Genomic DNA, 18,989 nt, shown 5'->3' with positions numbered 1-18,989 from the left:
TGCGCTTACCCGACCTACAAAACTGGAGGCCCGCGCAAGCGAAGCGCCGCCGGGCAACTTAGCGCCCGAACAGATCGCGTTTCTTCGGTTTGAACGGCTGAGCGATCAGCACCAGCAGCGCCACGACGAAGTAGGCGGCAAAAATACCCACCAGCCACTGCGGCATCTCCAGCGTCAGGAATTCCCACTGACGAACGGAGCAGTCACCGGATGCAACAAACACCTGCGGCAGCCATTTGTCCAGCGGCAGCCAGCTCGGGAAGCGGGCGGCAAAATCACAGGTCATAAACGGTGACGGATGCAATTGCATCATGGTGTGCTGCCAGGAGAGTTCAATTCCTTTCCAGGCGCTGTAGATCCAGATGGCAATACCGGCATAGCGAAGCGGCGATTTTGGGGCAATCGCGCCCACCAGGCCCGCACCCATAATGCCGAATAGCGCGCAGCGTTCGTAAATACACAGTACGCAAGGTTTCAGTCCCATTACGTGCTGGAACCACAGCGCGACCATTTCCAGCGCAAAGGCGGTCAGGGCCATTAACAACCACGCTCCGCGACCGCGGGAGCACTGGTTTAAAAATCTCAACATAATCATTTCCCTGGAACATGCTTAGAAAGCGCAGTGTAAACGAATTCGTTTTTCGCGCCACCTGTACCTGGCGAAATAAAACGTAATTGGATGTTTATCGTGCGAAAAGGCAAACGGGCAGCGAACTGCCCGAGATGCGTAGTTTACTGCGCCGCAAGTATACCCGCTTGTACCAGCCATTGCGTACAGGGAATGAGGGTAATTTTGACGCAAAGCAATCCGACGATCGTGAGCACCAGCGTATAGGGCAGTGCCATCCACACCATCCTGCCATAAGAAAGACGTATGAGCGGCGCGAGGGCGGAGGTCAGCAGGAACAGGAAGGCGGCCTGGCCATTTGGCGTCGCTACCGACGGCAGGTTGGTACCGGTGTTGATCGCCACGGCCAGCAGCTCAAACTGTCCGGCGCTGATAACGCCTTGCTCCATGGCCGCTTTGGCCTCGTTGATGTAGACCGTCCCGACAAAGACGTTATCTGAGATCGACGAGAGCAGGCCGTTAAACAGGTAAAACAGCGAGAGCTGAGCATCCGGTGACGCCTGTAATACAAAGGCAATAATCGGCGCGAACAGGTGCTGGTCGATAATCACCGCCACGACGGCAAAGAACACCGCCAACAGGGCGGTAAACGGCAGGGCTTCGGTAAACGCCTTGCCGATGGCATGTTCGTCCGTCACGCCGGTAAAGGTGGTGGCGAGAATAATGACTGACAGGCCAATCAGCCCCACTTCGGCAAGATGGAACGCCAGCGCCGCGATAAGCCAGACGCCAATGATCCCCTGAGCAATCAGTCGTAGCGTCTCCTGGCGCGTCCGCTGTCTTCGGCTCTGCACATCGAATTTATGCAGTTCCTGACGTACCGGATCCGGGAGCTGCGCCCCGTACCCAAAAAGGCGAAACTTCTCCACCAGCAGACAGGTCGCCAGCCCGCAGATCAGCACCGGTACGCTCACCGGGGCCATTCTCAGGAAAAAATCACCGAAGTGCCAGCCCGCCGCTTTGGCAATGATCAGGTTTTGCGGCTCGCCCACCATGGTCATCACGCCGCCCAGTGCGGTACCCACGCCGGCATGCATCATCAGGCTGCGCAGAAACGCGCGGAACTGTTCCAGCACGTCACGGTTATGCGCCTCAACGTGGCTGTCATCCTGCAGGTCCTCATTTGGGCGAGAGGAGGCCACGCGGTGATAAATACCGTAAAACCCAACCGCGACGCTGATCACCACCGCGACGACCGTCAGCGCATCCAGGAAGGCCGACAGGAAGGCGGCGGCAAGGCAAAACGCCAGCGAGAGGAACATTTTCGACGGAATGCTGAGCAGCAGGCGCGTGAAGATGAACAGCAGCAGCTGTTTCATAAAGTAGATACCCGCCACCATAAAGATCAGCAGCAGAAGCACTTCGAGATTAGACGCCAGCTCTGCTTTGACATGCTCGGCGCTGGTCATACCAACGACGACGGCTTCAAACGCCAGCAATCCGCCCGGCAGCAGGGGATAACATTTCAGCGCCATGGCCAGGGTGAAGATAAACTCCGCCACCAGCAGCCAGCCGGCGATAAAGGGATTCACACTAAAAATGATGGGATTAACGACCAGGAAAACCAACAGTATCAGTTTATACCAGTCAGGAGACTGGCCTAAAAAATTGCGCCATAGCGCGCGCCCAAAAGAAATTTCCACAACAGACGTCCTTCCCGTCAAGTAAGACAAAACATCAGTATACGCAAAAATCACGGCCTGGAGGCGGATAAGGCTGCATTGTAAATTTCACAAAAATGAAACGGCGATCCCTCTTTTCTCTCTTTGCCGCGCTACCTGCTACTGCGTCCCTCTGGTATGATGAGTCCAATTTGCTAAAGCTGTGTAATGGAAATCTCACTATGGTCATTAAGGCGCAGAGCCCGGCGGGTTTCGCGGAAGAGTACATCATTGAAAGCATCTGGAATAATCGTTTCCCTGCGGGGTCCATTCTTCCGGCTGAACGCGAACTCTCTGAACTGATTGGCGTCACTCGCACCACGCTGCGTGAAGTGCTTCAGCGGCTGGCGCGCGATGGCTGGTTGACGATCCAGCACGGTAAGCCTACGAAAGTAAACAACTTCTGGGAAACGTCCGGGCTGAACATTCTTGAAACGCTGGCGCGTCTCGACCATGAAAGCGTGCCGCAGCTCATTGATAATCTGCTCTCCGTTCGCACCAACATCGCGACGATCTTTATTCGTACCGCTTTCCGTCAGCATCCGGAAGACGCCCTTGCGGTGCTGGCCACAGCAAACGAGGTGGAAGATCACGCCGATGCTTTTGCCACCCTCGATTACAACGTGTTTCGCGGCCTGGCGTTTGCCTCCGGCAACCCGGTGTATGGCCTGATCCTCAACGGTATGAAAGGGCTTTATACCCGCATTGGCCGCCACTACTTTGCCAATCCGGAAGCGCGTAGCCTGGCGCTGGGCTTCTACCATAAGCTGAGCAAGCTCTGTACCGAAGGCCTGCACGATCAGGTTTATGAGACGGTGCGCCGCTACGGTCACGATTCCGGTGAAATCTGGCACCGTATGCAGAAAACTCTGCCGGGTGATTTAGCGATTCAGACCCGCTAAAAGAAAAACCTCTCATACGAGAGGTTTTTTTTCGCCCGGTGGCGCTACAGCGTATTCAACCGCGCCGGGCAACGTTCCAGCAGCTCGACGCTCCCGTCTTCATTCTGCTGCTCCAGCTGCACGTCAAAACCCCACAGGCGATGCACGTGCTTCAGCACCTCTTTACGCCCTTTATCCAGCGGCGCGCGATTGTGCGGGATATAGCGCAGCGTCAGGGAGCGGTCGCCGCGCAAATCGACGTTCCACACCTGAATATTCGGCTCAAGGTTGCTCAGGTTGTACTGGGAAGAGAGGCGAGAGCGGATCTCACGGTATCCCTCTTCGTTATGGATAGCGGAAATCTCCAGATAGTTGTTGCGGTCATCGTCCAGCACGGTGAAGAAGCGGAAATCACGCATGATCTTCGGCGACATAAACTGGCTGATGAAGCTCTCATCCTTAAAGTCGCGCATCGCAAAGTGCAGCGTTTCCAGCCAGTCAGAACCGGCGATATCCGGGAACCAGTACTTGTCTTCTTCCGTCGGCGACTGGCAGATGCGCTTAATATCCTGGAACATGGCGAAGCCAAGCGCATACGGGTTAATCCCGCTGTACCACGGGCTGTTGTAGGGCGGCTGGAACACCACGTTGGTATGGCTGTGGAGGAATTCCATCATGAACCGCTCGGTCACTTTTCCCTCGTCGTACAGATGGTTAAGAATGGTGTAGTGCCAGAAGGTCGCCCAGCCTTCGTTCATGACCTGCGTCTGTTTTTGCGGGTAAAAATACTGGCTCACCTTGCGCACGATGCGCAGGATCTCACGCTGCCACGGCTCCAGCAGCGGGGCGTTCTTCTCCATAAAATAGAGCAGGTTTTCCTGCGGCTCGGACGGGTAACGACGCGCTTCGGCGATCGTTTTTTCCTCCTCACGCTTCGGCAGGGTTCGCCACAGCATGTTCACCTGGCTTTGCAGGTACTCTTCGCGGCTTTTCTGCCGGGCTTTCTCCTCCTGCAGGGAGATTTTCTGCGGGCGTTTATAGCGGTCCACGCCGTAGTTCATCAGCGCGTGGCAGGAGTCGAGCAGTTTTTCCACTTCGTCCACGCCGTAGCGCTCTTCGCAGTCGGTAATGTATTTGCGGGCGAAGATCAGGTAATCGACGATGGAGCTGGCGTCCGTCCAGCTGCGGAACAGGTAGTTATTCTTGAAAAATGAGTTGTGCCCGTAGCAGGCATGCGCCATCACCAGCGCCTGCATGGTAATGGTGTTCTCTTCCATTAAATAGGCAATACACGGATTGGAGTTAATCACAATCTCATACGCCAGCCCCTGCTGGCCGTGCTTATACAGCCGTTCCGTTTCAATAAATTTTTTACCAAACGACCAGTGCGGATAGTTAATCGGCATCCCGACGCTGGAGTAGGCGTCCATCATCTGTTCGGACGTAATGACTTCAATCTGATGGGGATAGGTATCCAGACGATACAGCTTTGCGACCCGGTCGATTTCGGCGAGGTAAACATCCAGCAGCTCGAAGGTCCAGTCGGGTCCATCGCTCAGACGTGTGTTGTCCTTGTTCAGGGAATCAATAGTAGCCATTAGCGCGCCCTCGTTGTGGGTGCTCTCTCTGTCTGGAGAGCCTCCTTTCAAGCATAGATCAACGTGTTAAAAAGCGTGCTGGGGCAGAAATTTTTTCTTTGCGATTTCGCGTTTTTGATACGGCAAAAAAACGGTATGCCTCAGCATATTATGCTGGTTAAAAATAACGCGCAGCAGGAGATCCCAAATTAGCACTATCCCCTGATGCTGGGGGATGTGTGAGGTAAGTCACCATAAAAAAGTCGTATGTTGAATAATATTTTCAACTAGGTTATCAATCTGTAATTAGAAGATTGTTCTTTTGCACATAATGGAGTGGCTATGCGTGTTGTCATACTGGGAAGTGGTGTCGTTGGGGTAACCAGCGCCTGGTATTTAAGTCAGGCGGGACATGACGTAACCGTTATCGATCGTGAATCCGGTCCCGCGCTTGAAACCAGCGCGGCGAACGCCGGGCAAATCTCTCCGGGGTATGCGGCGCCGTGGGCTGCGCCGGGCGTTCCGCTGAAAGCGATTAAATGGATGTTCCAGCGCCATGCGCCGCTGGCCATCAGCCTTGACGGCACGCAGTTCCAGCTGAAGTGGATGTGGCAGATGCTGCGCAACTGCGACACCCGCCACTACATGGAGAACAAAGGGCGCATGGTGCGCCTGGCGGAATACAGCCGCGACTGTCTGAAAGCGCTGCGCGCGTCGACGGGGATTGAGTACGAAGGCCGTCAGGGCGGGACGCTGCAGCTGTTCCGCACCGAGCAACAGTACGAGAATGCCACCCGCGATATCGCCGTGCTGGAAGATGCGGGCGTACCGTACCAGCTCCTTGAAGCCAGCCAGCTTGGCCAGGTTGAACCGGCGCTGGCGGAAGTGGCGCACAAGCTGACCGGCGGCCTGCGCCTGCCGAATGACGAAACCGGCGACTGCCAGCTCTTTACGCAACGTCTGGCGCAAATGTGCGAGCAGGCGGGAGTGAAGTTCCGCTTTAACACCTCCGTCGACAAGCTGCTGTCGGAAGGGGAAAAAATTTACGGCGTGAAGTGCGGCGACGAGGTGATCAAAGCCGATGCCTACGTGATGGCGTTTGGTTCGTACTCCACCGCCATGCTGAAAGGCATTCTCGACATTCCGGTTTATCCGCTGAAGGGCTACTCGCTGACCATTCCGGTGAAAGAAGAGAGCGGCGCACCTGTCTCGACCATTCTGGATGAAACCTACAAAATCGCCATTACCCGCTTCGACAACCGCATTCGCGTAGGCGGCATGGCGGAGATCGTCGGCTTCAACACCGAGCTGCTGAAGCCGCGTCGTGAAACGCTGGAGATGGTCGTGGGCGATCTCTTCCCGCGCGGCGGTTTTGTTGAGCAGGCGACGTTCTGGACCGGCCTGCGTCCGATGACCCCGGACGGCACGCCGATCGTAGGCCGCACGCCGTTCAAAAACCTGTGGACCAATACAGGACACGGCACGCTCGGCTGGACGATGGCCTGCGGATCGGGCCAGCTGCTGAGCGACCTGATTTCCGGGCGCACGCCGGCAATTCCGTTTGACGATTTAAGCGCCGCACGCTATCAATCGGGGTTTACGCCTTCGCGTCCACAGCACCTGCACGGCGCGCATAGCTAAGGAGTTGTCATGTCCCGTCCTGTTCTGGCCCAGCTGAACCTGCAGGCCCTGAAGGATAATCTGCAAATTGTTCGTCGGGCGGCACCGGGTTCGCGCGTCTGGTCGGTGGTGAAAGCGAATGCCTACGGCCACGGTATCGACCGTATCTGGAGCGCGCTGAGCGCGACCGACGGTTTTGCGCTCCTGAATCTGGAAGAGGCCATTCTGCTGCGCGAGCGCGGCTGGAAAGGGCCGATTCTACTGCTGGAAGGGTTCTTCCATGCGGACGATCTGCCGCTGCTGGACAAGTACCGTCTGACCACCAGCGTGCACAGCAACTGGCAGATTAAGGCGATCCAGGATGCGAAGCTCCACGCTCCGCTGGATATCTACCTCAAGGTGAACAGCGGCATGAACCGCCTGGGCTTTCAGTCTGAGCGGGTGCATACGGTCTGGCAGCAGCTGCGCGCCATGAAAAACGTGGGCGAAATGACGCTGATGGCCCATTTTGCCGACGCGGAAAAACCCGACGGTATTGCCGATGCCATGGTCCGCATTGAGCAGGCGGCTGAAGGGCTGGATTGCCCGCGCTCGCTGTCGAACTCGGCGGCCACGCTGTGGCATCCCGAGGCGCACTATCACTGGGTGCGTCCGGGGATCGTTCTGTACGGTGCGTCTCCCTCTGGTCAGTGGCAGGATATCGCCAACAGCGGCCTTAAGCCGGTCATGACCCTGCGCAGTGAAATCATTGGCGTGCAGACGCTGAAGGCCGGGGACACGGTGGGCTACGGCAGCCGCTACCGGGCAAAGGGCGAGCAGCGGATTGGCATCGTGGCGGGCGGCTATGCCGACGGCTACCCGCGCATCGCACCAACCGGCACGCCGGTCTGGGTCGATGGGGTCCGCACGGGAACGGTGGGCACCGTATCTATGGATATGCTGGCCGTTGACCTGACGCCATGCCCGCAGGCGGGCATTGGCTCACCCGTCGAGCTGTGGGGTAACGAAGTTAAGATTGACGACGTTGCTGCCGCGGCGGGCACGGTGGGGTATGAATTGATGTGCGCACTGGCACCAAGAGTGCCGGTTGTGACGGTGTAACTTATGTTAGCCGGGTGGCGCTAACCCTTACCCGGCCTACGTTCGAGGGTTTTGTAAGCCGGGTAAGGCGAAGCCGCCACCCGGCAAAAAAACTACTCCGCTTCCTCTTCCATCTGCCTCAAACCGACTTTCCGCACCGCGTTATCTTCTTTTTCGGCAACGGTCCAGATCATCCCGGCAAACTCTACCTGATCCCCCACGACCGGGGCAGCGCCAAGCCGCTGCTGGATGATTTCGCCCAGCGTTTGCGGGTTATCACCGTCTTCAGCACCTTCATCCAGGCCGTAAATCAGCGCGACATCCGCAAATTTGGCGCTGGCTTCCAGAATAAAATCGCCGAAGAAGCGCTGGTCCAGCGCCACCGGAGGCGACTGGCTGAACAGCTTGCCCAGCGCCGGCAGGTCACGCTCGCGACCAATCACGCAAAGAATATCCCCCTCGCGCAGACGGGTGCTGCCGGTAGGGTGCAGTAGGACATTATCGCGGAACAGGGCGGCAATGCGCGTTTCGGTCGGCATGTGCAAATCGCGCAGCGAGGCTCCCACGCACCATTTGTCGGCGCTCAGCTGATAGACAAACTGTTCCCACGGGTTCTCCGGATGAATATCAAGCCCCACGCGGGAGACCGGCCAGCCCACGGGCGGGACCACCACTTTGGCTTTTTTCGCCGCCCACCCGAGCGAGGTTCCCTGGAACAGAAGGGAAATCAGCACCACGAAGAAGGCCACGTTAAAGAACAGCCGGGCGTTATCCAGACCGGCCATCATCGGAAACACCGCAAGGATAATCGGCACCGCGCCGCGCAGGCCCACCCAGCTGATAAACACCCGCTCGCGCAGGTTGAAGCCGCGAAACGGCAGCAGGCCTGCAAATACCGACAGCGGACGGGCGAAGAAGATCATCCACGCGGACAGCAGCAGCGCCGGAACGGCGATCGGCAGCAGGTCCGATGGCGTAACCAGCAGGCCCAGCACCAGAAACATGCCGATTTGCGCCAGCCACGCCAGACCGTCGAAGTTCTGCAAAATGGCATGCCGGTTGCGAATAGGGCGGTTGCCCATCAGGAACCCGCAGAGATAGACCGCGAGAATACCGCTGCCGTCCACTGCGGTGGTGACGGCAAAAATGAGAATGCCGCCGCTCAGCGCCAGCAGGGGGTAAAGCCCCGCGGGCAGCGAGATGCGGTTGATCGTCTGCTGTAAGAGGTATCCCCCCGCCAGGCCGATGACGATCCCCAGACCGAACTGCTGCAGGATATGTAACGCAAACATCCAGCTCAGCCCGCTTTCATGCTGCTGAATCATCTCGATAAGCGTAATGGTGAGAAATACCGCCATCGGATCGTTACTGCCGGATTCAATCTCAAGCGTGGAGCCAACGCGTTCGTTAAGCCCTTTTCCGCCGAGCAGGGAAAACACCGCTGCCGCATCGGTTGAGCCCACGATGGCGCCAATCAGCAAACCTTCCATGATATTGAGATGGAAAAGCCACGCGGCCATCATTCCGGTGAGGCCGGAGGTAATCAACACGCCGACCGTGGCGAGCGACAGCGCAGGCCCTAAGGCCACGCGGAAGGAGCTCGCCTGGGTGCGCATCCCGCCGTCCAGCAGGATCACCGCCAGCGCGAGGTTACTCACCATGTAGGCGAAGGGATAGTTATCGAAAGGGATACCGCCAATGCCATCAATGCCGGCCAGCATGCCGATGGCGAGGAAAATGACAAGAATAGGTATGCCGAGACGCGATGAAAATGAACTTAATAAAATACTGCTGGTTACAAGGACGGAACCCAAAATGAAAAGGCTGATTATCGCTGCGGCATCCAATGTTCTCTTACTCCCACCTCAATGTTAACGCTGTTACTAAAACCCTAACATATTAACAACGGCAACAGCGTTTTATTAAGGGGGTATAACGGCTTTTTTATGCCTTTATGACAGGATGACCGCTGATGGTCAGCCGACTGCCGGAATCATTGTGGATCAGGGTGGCGTGCGCCCCCAGCGCCAGGGTCACGGTTTGCTGCTCGTGGCCGAAATCGAGACCGGTGATGACCGGAATATCCAGCCGCGAGCGAACGAAGTCGACCATGGTCTCAAGGGAGTAACCCGCGTCATAGTCATTCGGGGCAGAGCCGCTGAAGCTGCCCAGCACAACCGCGGACTGGCGTTCAAGAATACCGGCATGATAAAGCTGCAATAGCATGCGCTCGACGCGGAACGGATGTTCGTTGATATCTTCCAGCACAAGAATGCCGTCCTCGATTTGCGGCATCCACGGCGTGCCGATGAGCGAGACCAGCATCGCCAGGTTACCCCCCCAGAGCTGGCCTTCACACTCCCAGTGCGGTCCATTGCCTTGCCACTCCACGCTGTAGGTAGGGTTACGCAGCGCGCGCCAGAAATGTTCCACGGTGAACGCGTCCAGCTCCGGTGCGCCGAAGTTACCGGCCAGCATCGGGCCGCTAAACGTGATGACGTTATGCAGGGCCAGCAGCCCGAGCTGGATGACGGTGAAATCGCTGTGGCCGCAGATCAGCAGCGGATCCTGCTGCTGGCGCAGCGCCAGCCCCTGCCAGTCAATGCTCTCCAGCAGCCGGCTCGCACCGTATCCGCCACGCACCGCAAGCACAACCCGGTTTTCGCCCGTCAGGTTCACCAGACTATTGATATCATTCAGCCTCTGCGCTTCGGTACCGGCAAAACGCTGCTGGCGGCGGGGGATAATCGTCTGATTTTCTACCTGATGGCCAGATTCCAGCAAACGCTGAACGCCCCGCTGCGCCGCGTCCTGGTTAATGCAGTAGCCCGACGGCGCGATAAGATGAAACTGAGACATGGCAATTCCTTGCTGAATGAGAAACTAATTGTCTATATCATGCCGCTTATACGCCGCCTGCTTCAAGAGGCGGCGCACCGCGATGACCGGCTATAAGGATAGATGACGTGAAATTGAGATGGTTTGCTTTTTTGATTGTGTTGCTCGCTGGCTGTAGTTCAAAACATGATTATCAAAACCCGCCCTGGAACCCGGAAGTGCCGGTGAAACGGGCCATGCAGTGGATGCCGATCAGTGAGCAAGCCGGGAAGGCCTGGGGCGTCAGCCCGCGTCTCATCACGGCGATCATTGCGGTGGAGTCCGGCGGTAATCCCACGCTTGTCAGCAAATCCAACGCGGTGGGGCTGATGCAGCTTAAAGCGTCAACGGCGGGGAGAGAGGTTTATCGCTACATGGGCTGGAGCGGCCAGCCGTCGACCAGCGAGCTGAAAAACCCGGAACGCAACATTTCAATGGGCACGGCCTATCTGAGCATTATGGAGCATGGCGTGCTGAAGGGGATTAAGGATCCGGAGGTGATGCAGTACGCGCTGGTGGTGTCTTACGTTAACGGTGCCGGCGCGTTGCTCAGAACCTTCTCCTCTGACCGCAAAGAGGCGATAGAAGAGATTAACGATATGGACAAAGACGAATTCTTTGAGCATGTGGCGAAAAATCACCCGGCACCACAGGCGCCTCGTTATATCTGGAAAGTACAGAAAGCGATGGATGCCATGTAATGCCGCAGACGGGCGGCGGTCACGCTGCCCGATTTCTTCACAGAACTTTATTTGCGCGTTCCCGCGCCTCCCGCTCCAGGGAATAGATAATACGCTGAAGCTCACGCTCTGCGCCGGGCCCGACGTTGAGGAAACGGAAGCTCAGACGCGGCGTGGTGATAGTTTCATTTTTGCTGTCCACGACGGTGCGGTCGCTGATGGCAATCAGCTGCGCATCGAAATAAAAGCGACCCCAGCCCCCCATATCCAGTTCAATTTGCGTAAAGCGCATGCCCTCTACCAGCCCGTCCGGTTTCGGCGTATCCATCAGCGCGCCCATGCCGCCGAGTGACAGATCGAAGAGGCGGAAGCGGATCTCTTTTTTGTCCGGCATTTTGGCCTTACAAAAATAGGCGGGGTGAAGCGGGGCGCTGATGCGGAAATATTCACGACGCTGAACAAACCAGAGATTCGTCGGAAGCGGGGTAACAAAAGCCGGCAGTCCCTGATATTCGCTCAGTTCCAGCCGCGACAGGACAAATTCCACTTTGGCGCCCTGCGTTTCGGCCATCACCGCGATATTCTCCGCTTTTAGCGCCGCGCGGTTTTCATACTCCTGACTGCCTAAATCAATCACCAGCCGATCCTGCGAGGCGTCAAGGATCTTGCTGATGAACTGATTATTCGACCAGCTGATGCGCAGCGGCACTTCACCTTTTTGCAGGTCGCGTAATACCCCTAATACAGCCAGCGGATTTTGCTTGAGGAACTGCTCACTGTAATGACTCACGCCGGATGGCTCCTTGATAGATGACGGACTGTCTTAGCGTTATCGGCAATCTGCAATGAAACTTAATACAAACCGGTGAGTTTTTTTTGCCTGTTTAAGCAAAGATAAGTCGGTGAGATGAAAATGGTTTTCCGGCGATGACCTATACTTAAGTTAGCTGTGCAGAAGGTTTTCTGCGCACGCGTTAAACCTGCAAGAGGGCATCGCTATGGGTATCATCGCCTGGATTATCTTTGGTCTTATTGCTGGCGCTATCGCTAAACTGATCATGCCGGGAAACGATGGCGGCGGCTTTATTTTGACCTGTGTACTCGGGGTCGTTGGTGCGGTTGTGGGCGGCTGGCTGGCGACGATGTTTGGCTTTGGAGGCAACATAAGTGGTTTCGACCTGCACAGTTTTCTGGTCGCTGTCGTGGGTGCCATTGTGGTGCTGGGCATATTCAGGTTACTGCGACGAGCATAAATTGACATGAACGGCTCTCTGCGGAGGGCCGTTTTTTTGGCAGAGTATTGATTTGTTAATCTAAATGATAATAATTGTCGTTCCGTATTGCATCTAACAACAAGACGACATTATGAATACCTCACGTTTTACGCTTTGCGCCCTGGCAGGGGCCGTCACGCTGGCATTGCAGGTCCCGGTGTTCGCCGAAGAATCCACCATCGTCGTCACAGGTTCAGAGCAGGGCAGCGCGCTGCCGGCCTGGACGAACAGCGCCACGAAATCGGCCGTTGCTGAAAGTAAAACGCCGCAGGTCATCACGACCCTCTCTGCGCCGGAAATTGAAAAGCGTCACGCGAATTCGGTGAATGAAATCCTGCGCTATGCCCCGGGCGTCTCAACCGAGGTGCGGGGAAATACCTCCTACATGAGCGAATATAAAATTCGTGGCTTTACCGTTGACCAGGAGTTCTACAACGGGCTGCAGCTGCCCTATAACGTCACCGGCAATACCAAAGCGCGCATCGATCCGCTGCTGATCGACAGCGTTGATATCCTGAAAGGTCCCTCATCGGTACTTTACGGCGGCGGTTCGCCGGGTGGGCTGGTGAATATTCAAAGTAAAAAACCGCAGCGGGAAGCGCGGACGGAGATCGGCGTTAACACCGGAAACCGTAATCTGAAAGAGGGCTATCTCGATTCAACCGGGCAGATTGCCGACAGCGACTGGAACTACCGTCTGCTGGGCAAAGCCACGGAAAACGACGATCAGCCGCACACCACCCGGTATGAAAACTACCTGGTTGCTCCGTCCGTCACCTGGCAGCCGGACAGCAAAACCCGCCTCACCCTGGACGCGCTGGCGCAAAACACCCCGAGCCTGACGCCGTCTAACCCGCTGCCGCTCGCCTACCTGCGCTCGAAATATGCGGGCAAGCGCGATTACGCCGGAGATGAGTGGAGCGGGTTTAAGCAGCGTCAGTGGATGCTGGGCTACAGTTTTGAACATGAGTTTGACAGCGGCTGGGGCTTTAACCAGAAGGCGCGCTATTTCGACGTCGATACCCACCAGCGCAGCGTCTACGCGACAGGGACGGGAAGCGAGGTGTATCAGCTCAACCGCTTTGCTTATACCACCGATGAAGACCTTAAGAGCTTCAACATCGACAACCAGGTGACCAAAACCGTTGCGCTGGGCGAGTGGAAACACCATCTGCTGGCCGGGTTTGACTATCAGAAGCTGAACTCCCATTTCCACTATCGCTACGCGTCGGCCACGCCGGGTATCGATATGCGGTATCCTGACTATTCGCAGATCCAGGAAAGCGCGCTGGGGCTCTATACCGCCCAGAAAAACCGTCTCAGCTACCAGCAAAACGGTTACTACCTGCAGGATCAGGTTGAATTTGGCGGCCTCAACCTGTTGGGCAGCCTGCGCTACGACGATCACCGCTCTGTCACTACCAACTACCTGCAAAACGGTGATAAAGCCTGGGTGTCGCAGGATCGCGTCACCAAACGCCTGGGCGCGCTTTACGCCTTCGATAACGGTCTGTCGCCGTTTATCAGCTATTCAGAAGGTTTTGCGCCGGTCTCACCGCAGGGCACGCTCGTGGCGAAAGACGTCAAACCGACCACCAGCAAGCAGGTGGAGGGCGGGGTGAAATTTCTGCTGGCCGACTACGCCACCACCTTTACCGCCTCGGTGTTTAACATCCGGCAGAAAAATGTCGTCACCTCCGACCCGGGCTTCCTGAACTATCGTCAGACCGGGGAAGTGGAATCCAAAGGGGCAGAGCTGTCCGCCATCAGCCGTCCGACGGACAGCCTGACGCTGATTGCCAACTATGCGTACACACACGCGATCAACCGGGAAGATGACAAGTACAAAGGTAAACGTCCAACGCAGGTCCCGGAGAATGCCTTCAACCTCTGGGGGGACTACACCTTTGAAAATACGCCGCTGAAAGGACTGATGCTGGGAGCGGGCGCACGCTACACCGGGCCGATGGAAATCTCTCCGGCAAACGATGCGGGAAAACTGGGCGGCACTACGCAGTACGATCTGGCGGCCTCGTACCGGATGGGCGAAATCCTGCCCTCGCTGGCAGGGTTAACGCTCAAAGCCAGCGCGCAGAATATCACCAACAAAGAGACGCTGACCTGCTACGACGCGACCAACTGCTGGATTGGACGTGACAGGACGTATCAGTTAGGGGCGAGTTATAGTTTCTAAGGAACCAGGGAAACCCCGTCAAAAATGCGCAATCGGACTGCCCCCTCTCCCTTGAGGGAGAGGGCTGGGGTGAGGGGGAACATACGGCTGTGGTGGTCATTCCGTTCACTTTATGTTCCTTGCTACTCTGTAACGATGTGACCGGTGAACGTGCCAGGGTGGCTCGGTCGCCGCCACCCTGGCGACCCGGGCTCCCGGCGGTAAATCACCGCTTCGCGGTGCCCTCGGCTTATTCCTTCCGGCTTGTCGGGGACGGGCGGAAGGAAATGCCTCAGCGATTTACAGCCGGACCATGGCATCGCTGAAAGCGTTCAGGCGTTCTGAAACAACGTTATTGCTTCTGCTCAAAACTTACTGGCTAACCTTCTCCCGGAGGGAGAGAGCCAGCACGCGCAGGCCGGGTAAGGCGTAGCCGACACCCGGCAATACCCTCACTGTGCAGCAGCTTTCACCGGCGCAGCCTCATCATTCGCCGCAGGCTGATTCTCCGGCACGCTGTCGCACGGTTTTGCTTTCGGACAGACCCGATCCAGCATTTTCAGCGTCACGCCGTTGCTCCAGCCGAAGCCGTCCTGCAGCGGATACTCACCGCCGCCGCCGCCCGCACCGGTTGTCGACACGTCATACTTCTCGACCAGTTTCTTTTCGCGGTCGTAAGTATGCTGAACGTTCTTCAGGAAGCGCCAGGTCACGTCCATTGAGACCTTCTCCTGTCCGTAATTCTGCAGCCCTTCCGCGGCCACCCACTGCAGTGGGGCCCAGCCGTTTGGCGCATCCCACTGCTGGCCGCTGTTTACGGTGGTGGTCGCAATACCGCCCGGTTTCAACAGGCGCGATGAAGTTGCCGCGGCGACTTTATCGGCCCGATCCTGCGCCGCCGCCTTCACGTAAAGCGGGAACAGGGCTGCCGCCGTGAGCTGATTGCGTACCTTCTTGCTTTTCAGATCGTAATCCGCGTACCAACCCTCTTTATCATTCCACAGGTGGCTCTCGATGGCTTTCTGACGCGCCGTCGCCAGCGCCTCGTACTTGCTTGCGCTGGCGGCGTCGCCACCCTCCTGGCTTGCCCGCGCCAGCAGTTTTTCCATCTTGAACATCAGGGCGTTCAGGTCCACGGGGACAATGCTGGTGGTTCGGATGGTGCCGAGCTTTTGCGGATCGTCCATCCAGCGGGAGCTAAAGTCCCAGCCCGAGGCCGCAGCGGAACGCAAATCACGGTAGATCTCGGTCGCAGGCCGGTTAGGGTTACTTTTGGCGGTATTCACGTCGTCAAGCCAGGACTCCGGGCGCGGGGTGTCGCGGTCGTCCCAGTAGCGGTTGAGGATAGCGCCGTCGTCCAGCTTCACCACGCGTTTGTTAGCCTGCCCCGGTTGAAGGGCGTCGACGCCGTCCATCCAGTAGGCATACTCTTTCTCCATCTGCGGGCGGTACTTCTTCAGCGCATCGCTGTCGTGGGTCGCCAGCAGTTCAACCATCATTGAGAAAAACGGCGGCTGGGAGCGGCTCAGGTAATAGCTGCGGTTGCCGTTGGGAATGTGGCCGAAGGTATCAATCTCATACGCAAAGTTATCCACCATGTCGCTGATTTTGTCCCAGTGATCGCTCTCTGCCAGGCCCAGCATGGTGAAATAGCTGTCCCAGTAGTAGACCTCGCGGAAACGTCCGCCCGGCACAACGTAAGGTTTGGGTAACGGCAGCAGGGAATCCCATTTGTTGCTGGCTTTATCCGTGGTGCGCGTCAGCACGGGCCAGAGATCGTCAATGTGCTCACGTAAACTTTGTCCAGCAGGCGGAACATATTTTTCCCCTTCCGCAGGGAGCGTAAAGTTCATCTCGACAAAGTGGCGTAAGTCAAAGCTGGACTGCGTGTGCTGCATCCGGTAATCCGCCAGAATCATCAGCGGGTCGCTTTTGGGGACGGCATCCGCGAAGGTTTTCTGATCGGGAAACAGTTTGGCGCTTTGCACATCGTTAAACAGCGGGCCCAGCAAAATATCGGGTGAGGTTGTCTGGGCTGCGGGGCTATCGTCGGCATAACCGAAAGTAGTGACGCCGAGCAGCGCGCCTCCTAACGCAAGGGGCAAGAATGCGGGGCGTAGTGTACGAGGTCTTATCATCAGTTCGTCTCCTGTCTTCACTAAACAGCGTGACCGCTGTTGTCAATCACCTGAAAACCTTAGACGAATATTGCCCGCTTCGCGTTAATAATTGCCTGCCCGTCAGACCTCTTCCGGCGTCTGGCTGGCTTCCCGCAGCGTGCCCGGCGCCTGTCCAATGATGCGCTTAAATGCCCGGCTAAACGCCGCCAGAGAGCCGTACCCCAGCCGCAGCGCGACGGTTTCAATCGGCTGATTTTCGTGGCGAATGTACTGGATGGCCAGTCGCATCCTCAGCTCGCTGAGATATTTTGCCGGGGTGGTTCCCGTCGCGGCCAGGAACCGTTCGGCGAACACGGAACGGGACGTGCCCGCTTCTTTTGCCAGATCCGCCACGCTCCAGTTCAGGCCGGGCTGCTGGTGCATGGCGTAAATGGCCCGGCTCAGGCGCGGGTCACGCAGAACCTGCACCCAGCCGGTGGCTTTACCACACCCGCCTTCAACCCAGCCGCGCACGATTAACGCCGCCACCACGTCGGCCAGACGCGCAAGGATACCGGCATACCCGGCCTGACGCGCCACGGATTCCCGCTCCATCGCCGCCAGCAGCGGGTGGATCTCCGGCCAGGTGGACATCAGCCGGCTGACCATCATCACTTCCGGCATCGCCTTGATCAGCGGCTGCATCCCGCCCAGCTCAAAATCCATGCACCCGCTAAAGATGATGGTGTTCTCGCTTTCAGGGCAGGGCTCGCAGGTGATGGCACACACCGAGCTGCAGATAGGCTCGCTGGGAAAGTCGCTGACCGGGGTAATGGTGGCCCGCTCGTCGGAGAGCAGGGCATGGGAATTGCCGCCTGGAATAAAGAGGGCGTCTCCGCTGCTCAGCTGAAAGGCCGCACCGCTCTCCATTCGCAGCAGGGCGCTGCCGTGGCTCACGAAATGAAACTGCGCTTTGCCGGGGGCGTGATGGAACGCGACGCCAAACGGCGAGCAGGCTTCAATCCGCCGGTATTTAACCCCTGACAGGCGCATGCCGCGTAAAAGTTCGCTGATCAGATCGGGTGACTGTACGGTCATGGCGCAACTCCGGACGAATAATCAATAAGTGGAGATTATATGTCATAGATCGTCCAGGGTGAACCTTCTATGCTTTTGCGACAGTTGTCACATTTTTATAACGGGAGAAAAACAGATGAATTCATGTGTCGCGGCGAGCGAGGCGGTAGCGCCTGCAAAACCCGCCTGGCGGGCCGTCTATTCACTGGGGCTGGGGGTGTTTGGTTTGATTACGGCAGAATTTCTGCCCGCCAGTCTGTTAACGCCGATGGCCGCGAGCCTGGGCGTGAGTGAGGGAATGGCCGGACAGGCCGTCACCGCCACCGCGCTGGTGGCGCTGGTGACCGGACTGCTGATTACGCCGGCGACCAAAAGCATCGACCGCCGCTGGGTGCTGATGTTTTTCTCGGTGCTGCAAATTATCTCCAGCCTGCTGGTAGCCTTTGCGCCCAACCTGCACGTCCTGCTGATGGGCCGCCTGCTGCTGGGGATCGCCATCGGGGGATTCTGGGCGATGTCGACGGCGACCACGATGCGTCTGGTTCCGGCGGATAAAGTGCCGAAGGCGCTGGCGGTGATCTTCTCCAGCGTATCGATAGCCACGGTGGTCGCGGCGCCGCTCGGCAGCTATCTGGGCAGCCTGATCGGCTGGCGCAACGTCTTTGTTCTCTGCATCCTGCCGAGCATGCTGGCGCTGCTGTGGCAGCTCTGGGTCCTGCCGTCCATGAAGCCGGAGAGCAGCAGCAGCCTGAGTACGCTGTTCCGCGTGCTGCGTCGTCCGGGGATGATCGGCGGCATGCTGGCGACCATCCTGATCTTCAGCGGCCATTTCGCCTTCTTTACCTACCTGCGCCCGTTCCTGGAAACGGTGGGGCAGGCTAGCGTTGAGACCATTTCGCTGATCCTGCTCGGCTTTGGGCTGGCCAACTTTGTCGGCACCTCCGTTGCCGGGCATCTGCTGGCACGCAATCTGCGCCTGACGCTGGCGCTGGTGCCGTTCGCAATGGGCGTTCTCGCGCTCACGATGGTGGCGTTTGGTCATCTGGCGATGCTGGACGGGTTCCTGGTCGCGCTGTGGGGCTTTGCATTTGGTCTGGTTCCGGTGGGCTGGTCAACCTGGCTTGCTACCACCGTTCCGGATGAAGCCGAAAGTGCAGGCGGGCTGCTGGTGGCCTCAATTCAGCTGGCAATCAGTGCCGGTGCGGCCGGGGGCGGGGCGGTATTTGACCTCAACGGTGCCAGCGGCGTATTCGCGGGCAGCGGTCTTTTGCTGGTAACGGCGATGGTAATTGTGTTTATGGGAGTAAAAGTGAAGGCGGAGTGAATTATTTGCCGGGTGAGCGCAAGCGCCACCCGGCATCA

Annotated in this window: 15 protein-coding genes and 1 pseudogene; 8 read left to right on the top strand and 8 right to left on the bottom strand. The window is 57.6% G+C overall.

What is annotated here, in order from left to right; all coding sequences use genetic code 11:
• Positions 1–58: 58 nt before the first annotated feature.
• Both dsbB and nhaB read right to left on the bottom strand, forming a co-directional pair.
• Positions 59–589 (bottom strand): disulfide bond formation protein DsbB, encoded by a 531-nt coding sequence (gene dsbB, locus ACOTZC_RS13220; protein ID WP_024909807.1) that lies wholly within the window; start codon positions 587–589, stop codon positions 59–61.
• Positions 590–732: 143 nt separating this feature from the next.
• Positions 733–2,271: a Na(+)/H(+) antiporter NhaB gene (gene nhaB / locus ACOTZC_RS13215; RefSeq protein WP_421635815.1), complete on the bottom strand. Its 1,539-nt coding sequence runs from the start codon at positions 2,269–2,271 to the stop codon at positions 733–735.
• 200 nt (positions 2,272–2,471) lie between these two features.
• Here nhaB and fadR point away from each other — a divergent pair, with 200 nt between their 5' ends.
• Positions 2,472–3,191 carry a fatty acid metabolism transcriptional regulator FadR gene (gene fadR / locus ACOTZC_RS13210; RefSeq protein WP_023312180.1) on the top strand — a complete coding sequence of 240 codons (720 nt, stop codon included), beginning with the start codon at positions 2,472–2,474 and terminating at the stop codon, positions 3,189–3,191.
• A 44-nt stretch (positions 3,192–3,235) separates the two neighbouring features.
• Here the strand turns inward: fadR and ACOTZC_RS13205 are convergent, their stop codons facing one another.
• Positions 3,236–4,768: a SpoVR family protein gene (locus ACOTZC_RS13205; protein ID WP_023293929.1), complete on the bottom strand. Its 1,533-nt coding sequence runs from the start codon at positions 4,766–4,768 to the stop codon at positions 3,236–3,238.
• 321 nt (positions 4,769–5,089) lie between these two features.
• Here ACOTZC_RS13205 and ACOTZC_RS13200 point away from each other — a divergent pair, with 321 nt between their 5' ends.
• From ACOTZC_RS13200 to ACOTZC_RS13190, 3 genes and pseudogenes are all read left to right on the top strand, one after another.
• Positions 5,090–6,388 (top strand): D-amino acid dehydrogenase, encoded by a 1,299-nt coding sequence (locus tag ACOTZC_RS13200; RefSeq protein ID WP_023312179.1) that lies wholly within the window; start codon positions 5,090–5,092, stop codon positions 6,386–6,388.
• Positions 6,389–6,397: 9 nt separating this feature from the next.
• Positions 6,398–7,468, top strand: a complete 1,071-nt coding sequence (dadX, locus tag ACOTZC_RS13195) for a catabolic alanine racemase DadX (protein ID WP_163353926.1) — start codon at positions 6,398–6,400, stop codon at positions 7,466–7,468.
• Positions 7,429–7,626 (top strand): annotated as a pseudogene (locus tag ACOTZC_RS13190) (hypothetical protein); the annotation flags it as partial. The gene dadX and the pseudogene ACOTZC_RS13190, both read left to right, overlap by 40 nt.
• Here the strand turns inward: ACOTZC_RS13190 and ACOTZC_RS13185 are convergent.
• Positions 7,561–9,294 carry a potassium/proton antiporter gene (locus ACOTZC_RS13185; protein WP_248169395.1) on the bottom strand — a complete coding sequence of 578 codons (1,734 nt, stop codon included), beginning with the start codon at positions 9,292–9,294 and terminating at the stop codon, positions 7,561–7,563. The pseudogene ACOTZC_RS13190 and the gene ACOTZC_RS13185 overlap by 66 nt on opposite strands.
• 97 nt (positions 9,295–9,391) lie before the next feature.
• The gene (gene ldcA, locus ACOTZC_RS13180; protein WP_045356007.1) at positions 9,392–10,306 is read right to left on the bottom strand and encodes a muramoyltetrapeptide carboxypeptidase; all 915 of its coding nucleotides are present in this window, start codon (positions 10,304–10,306) and stop codon (positions 9,392–9,394) included.
• Positions 10,307–10,413: 107 nt separating this feature from the next.
• Here ldcA and emtA point away from each other — a divergent pair, with 107 nt between their 5' ends.
• Complete coding sequence (emtA, locus tag ACOTZC_RS13175; protein ID WP_023312175.1) at positions 10,414–11,025, top strand: membrane-bound lytic murein transglycosylase EmtA; 612 nt, start codon at positions 10,414–10,416, stop codon at positions 11,023–11,025.
• Between the two features lie 37 nt (positions 11,026–11,062).
• On the opposite strand, the gene ycgR is transcribed toward emtA, so the two are convergent.
• The gene (ycgR, locus tag ACOTZC_RS13170; protein ID WP_023312174.1) at positions 11,063–11,794 is read right to left on the bottom strand and encodes a flagellar brake protein YcgR; all 732 of its coding nucleotides are present in this window, start codon (positions 11,792–11,794) and stop codon (positions 11,063–11,065) included.
• Positions 11,795–12,002: 208 nt separating this feature from the next.
• Between ycgR and ACOTZC_RS13165 the strand changes: the two genes are divergently transcribed.
• On the top strand, positions 12,003–12,257 hold the full coding sequence (locus ACOTZC_RS13165; RefSeq protein WP_008502662.1) for a GlsB/YeaQ/YmgE family stress response membrane protein: 255 nt from the start codon (positions 12,003–12,005) through the stop codon (positions 12,255–12,257).
• A gap of 112 nt (positions 12,258–12,369) precedes the next feature.
• Positions 12,370–14,472 (top strand): TonB-dependent siderophore receptor, encoded by a 2,103-nt coding sequence (locus ACOTZC_RS13160; RefSeq protein ID WP_421635814.1) that lies wholly within the window; start codon positions 12,370–12,372, stop codon positions 14,470–14,472.
• A 431-nt stretch (positions 14,473–14,903) separates the two neighbouring features.
• Here ACOTZC_RS13160 and ACOTZC_RS13155 read toward each other — a convergent pair whose 3' ends face one another.
• Both ACOTZC_RS13155 and ACOTZC_RS13150 read right to left on the bottom strand, forming a co-directional pair.
• A complete protein-coding gene (locus ACOTZC_RS13155; protein ID WP_248162075.1) occupies positions 14,904–16,589 on the bottom strand; it encodes an alpha,alpha-trehalase in 1,686 nt (561 codons plus the stop codon).
• A 102-nt stretch (positions 16,590–16,691) separates the two neighbouring features.
• Positions 16,692–17,648 carry an AraC family transcriptional regulator gene (locus ACOTZC_RS13150; RefSeq protein WP_045404333.1) on the bottom strand — a complete coding sequence of 319 codons (957 nt, stop codon included), beginning with the start codon at positions 17,646–17,648 and terminating at the stop codon, positions 16,692–16,694.
• A gap of 115 nt (positions 17,649–17,763) precedes the next feature.
• Here ACOTZC_RS13150 and ACOTZC_RS13145 point away from each other — a divergent pair, with 115 nt between their 5' ends.
• Entirely contained in the window at positions 17,764–18,951 is a 1,188-nt protein-coding gene (locus ACOTZC_RS13145) for an MFS transporter (protein ID WP_163353923.1), read from the top strand.
• The last annotated feature ends 38 nt before the right edge of the window (positions 18,952–18,989 follow it).

This window comes from Enterobacter cloacae complex sp. SHL009, assembly GCF_049237205.1.
GTDB classification, from domain to species: Bacteria; Pseudomonadota; Gammaproteobacteria; order Enterobacterales; family Enterobacteriaceae; genus Enterobacter; species Enterobacter cloacae_M.
Note: the sequence above shows the minus strand (reverse complement) of the source record. Positions and strands in the feature narration are given on the sequence as shown.